Below are 3,885 nucleotides of genomic sequence, written 5' to 3' on the forward strand. Positions count from 1 at the left end.
GAAAGGACTAGCACCGGGGTCGCATCTCCCACTAGGGCCTTTGTATCCGTACTTCACCTTTTTCCAAGAAATTGTTGTGCTAATGATTATCATTGCTGTTGTCTGGGCGTTTTACCGACGATATGTGGAGAAGCTCGTTCGCTTGAAGCGTGGCTGGAAATCAGGCTTGGTCCTCATTTTTATTGGCGGTCTGATGGTGTCAAAAATGCTCGCAAAAGGAATGGAGTTTATTTGGCTCGGCAAACCACTTAGCGGATTTGAACCGGTTGCTTCTGGGATCGCAGCCGCAACAAGCTGGTTAGGACCGACGGCAGCAGGAGCTTTGTTCTTTGTTTTTTGGTGGATGCACTTGCTGTTTCTTCTTACGTTTCTAGTGTATGTTCCCCAATCAAAGCATGCCCATCTGATCGCAGGGCCAGTGAACGTCTTTCTAGGGCGTACTCATAAGGTCGGTAGGCTTTCATCCATAAATTTTGAAGATGAGAGTCATGAAGTATTCGGGGTGCATAAGATTGAGGACTTTAATCAAAAGCAGCTTGTCGACTTGTATGCCTGCGTGGAATGTGGACGCTGTACGAACATGTGCCCAGCCACAGGGACAGGAAAAATGCTCTCGCCAATGGATTTAATCGTGAAAATGCGGGACCACTTAACCGAAAAAGGAGCAGCCGTCACATCGAAATCGGCTTGGCTTCCAGCCTTCGCCTTTTCTAATACGAAGGCAAACCAACTCGCCATGCAAGGGGCGGCTGGCACAGAGGCTGCTGCTGCCTATGATGTAAGCTTAATCGGCGATGTCATTACGGAGGAAGAAATTTGGGCATGCACGACTTGTCGAAACTGCGAGGATCAGTGTCCAGTCATGAATGAGCATGTGGATAAAATCATTGACATGCGTCGTTACCTTGTCCTAACAGAAGGGAAAATGGATGCCGATGCACAGCGGGCCATGACGAACATTGAGCGGCAAGGAAATCCGTGGGGCATTAACAGAAAAGAGCGGGAAAACTGGCGTGACGCGCGGAAAGACATACACGTTCCGACGGTCAAGGAAATGGAAAAGGCAGGTGAAGCGTTTGAATACCTCTTTTTCGTTGGTTCAATGGGGTCCTACGATAAGCGCAGCCAGAAAATTGCTCAGTCCTTTGCAAAAGTTTTAAATGAAGCAGGCGTCACGTTTGCGATAATTGGCAACAAAGAGAAAAATTCAGGGGATACGCCAAGACGTCTTGGGAATGAATTTTTATTCCAAGAGCTTGCAACAGGCAATATTGAGCTGTTCCAAAAACTCAATGTGAAAAAAATAGTGACCATTGATCCCCATGCCTACAATACCTTTAAAAATGAATACCCTGAGTTTGGCTTAGAGGGTGTGGAGGTCTATCACCATACAGAGCTTTTAGCAAAGCTGATTAAGGAAGGAAAAATCAAACCGACCTATGAGGTGAATGAGACGATTGTCTATCATGATTCCTGTTACCTTGGGCGCTACAACGAGGTGTATGATCCACCTCGGGAAATATTAAAGGCAATCCCAGGTGTCACACTTGTGGAAATGGAGCGAAACCGCGAGAATGGGATGTGCTGTGGAGCCGGGGGCGGCATGATGTGGATGGAAGAGGACGCGGGACAGCGCGTTAATGTTGCCCGAACGGAGCAAGCCCTAGAGGTGCGCCCATCAGTTATCGGAAGCGGCTGTCCATATTGCTTAACAATGCTAAGTGATGGGACGAAGGCAAAAGAAGTGGAAGAAAGTGTTCAAACCCTTGATATTGTAGAAATCTTGGAAAAATCGTTAGTGAAGCAGGAAACAGAGCTTGTTAGCTAGAAAGATACTTAGGAGTATAGACAGAAGCAGCTATAATTGGCTCTCGCAAATATGAAATGGAACAAGTTTCAAGCAACTTTTTAGCAAATAGGTCATAAAGGTGGGGAGTTGAATGATTGGCTTCCCTTCCTGTTCAAGCAATTTGTAAGCGCGACCATTTTTATAAGCGCAGTTTTTTGTGAAAGGATTCTGAGCGAGCGTTCAATCAGAATAAAATAAAGGAGGCGTTCATATGAAAACAGTGATTGTAAGTGGGGCAAGAACCCCATTTGGAAAATTTGGAGGTTCACTGCAGACGTTACGTGCAAGTGAGCTAGGTGGCATTGCCATTCAAGAGGCGATCAAACGAGGGAAGTGGAAACAAGAAAAAATTGACGACTTAATTATGGGAAATGTTTTGCAAGGCGGACAGGGGCAGCTTCCATCAAGGCAAGCGGCAAAGGTGGCTGGATTGCCGTGGCATATAAAAACAGAAACAATCAATAAGGTGTGTGCGTCAGGAATGCGCAGTGTAACCCTTGCAGATCAAATGATCCGTGCAGGAGATAGTGAAGTGATTGTCGCAGGTGGGATGGAGTCCATGAGTCAAGCGCCTTACTATTTGCCTAAGGCACGCTGGGGTGCGCGAATGGGGAATGTGGAGCTTGTGGATGGAATGGTCTTCGACGGCTTAACCTGTTCGTTTACAGGGGTTCATATGGGGACGTACGGAAACGGAGTCGCAGAAGAGCTTAAGCTTTCACGAGAGGTCCAGGACGAGTGGGCGTATCGGAGCCATCAGCGGGCCGTAGCTGCGATCGAAAAGGGTCTCTTCGCAGAAGAAATCGTCCCAGTGGAGGTTCCACAGCGTAAGGGAGAGCCTGTCGTTATCGCAGAGGATGAAGCGCCAAGAAAGAGTACATCCATCGAAACATTAAGTCAATTAAAGCCAGCCTTTGGCAAGGAAGGGACGATTACCGCTGGAAATGCTCCAGGCGTCAATGATGGTGCGGTGGCGATGCTTCTTATGTCTGATGAGCGGGCGAGCCGTGAAGGGATCAAGCCCTTGGCTACGATTATTGCTCATACAGCTCTTGCCATTGAACCAAAGGACTTTCCAAAAACACCGGGACTTGTGATCCAGCAGCTGCTCGAGAAAACAGGGAAATCTGTTGCTGACATTGATCTGTTTGAAATCAATGAGGCTTTTTCAGCTGTTGCCCTAGCAAGCAGCCAAATTGCGAGCCTTGACCCTGAAAAAGTAAACGTTAACGGTGGTGCCGTTGCTCTAGGACACCCGATCGGGGCAAGTGGTGCGCGCATTCTTCTCACGCTTGCCTATGAGCTCAAGCGCCGGGGTGGAGGCCTTGGCATTGCCGCCATTTGCAGTGGTGGAGGTCAAGGGGATGCTGTTTTACTCGAAGTAGAAGGGTGAGCGAAATAGAGAGAAGGAACGCGGTAAAAGGAGGCGTATAAAAAGATGAACATCCAAACAGTCATGGTTGTCGGAGCAGGACAAATGGGCTCAGGCATTGCACAGGTTCACGCGATGGCAGGCTTTGACGTGATTTTGCATGACATGAAGCAAGAATTTGCCGAAAAAGGGTTAGGAACGATTGATAGGAACCTTGACCGCCAAATGACAAAGGGGCGGATGACGGATAAAGAGAAAAACGACATTTTAAGTCGGATTCATCTAGCAACAGAGCTTGAAATTGCTAAAAAAGCTGACATCATCATCGAAGCAGCCATTGAGAGCATGGACGTGAAAAGCTCATTATTTGCAAAGCTTGATGAAATCGCGCCAACCCATGCCATTTTAGCGACCAATACTTCTTCTTTACCAATTACGGAGATTGCTGCAGCTACGAAGCGGCCAGAGCGCGTGATCGGCATGCATTTTATGAACCCAGTACCCGTGATGAAGCTTGTTGAGATCATTCGGGGCTTGGCTACAAGTGACGAGGTCTATGAAGCTGTGGAATCACTTTGCTACAAGCTTCATAAAACACCTGTTGAAGTGAATGACTTTCCTGGCTTTGTCTCCAACCGCATCCTCATGCCAATGATTAATGAGG

The 3,885-nt window shown here is 47.6% G+C and carries 3 protein-coding genes; all 3 read left to right on the forward strand.

Annotation, left to right across the window (positions count from 1 at the left end; genetic code table 11):
• Positions 1–1,828, forward strand: a 1,828-nt coding sequence (locus tag BLT_RS0100895; protein WP_017725953.1) for a (Fe-S)-binding protein, incomplete at its 5' end; no start/stop codon positions are given.
• Between the two features lie 232 nt (positions 1,829–2,060).
• Positions 2,061–3,242, forward strand: coding sequence for an acetyl-CoA C-acetyltransferase (locus BLT_RS0100900; protein WP_017725954.1), 1,182 nt, complete (start codon positions 2,061–2,063; stop codon positions 3,240–3,242).
• 45 nt (positions 3,243–3,287) lie between these two features.
• The coding region (locus tag BLT_RS0100905; RefSeq protein WP_017725955.1) for a 3-hydroxyacyl-CoA dehydrogenase NAD-binding domain-containing protein at positions 3,288–3,885 on the forward strand (598 nt) is incomplete at its 3' end.

Source organism: Halalkalibacterium ligniniphilum (assembly GCF_000334155.1).
GTDB lineage: Bacteria > Bacillota > Bacilli > Bacillales > Bacillaceae_D > Halalkalibacterium > Halalkalibacterium ligniniphilum.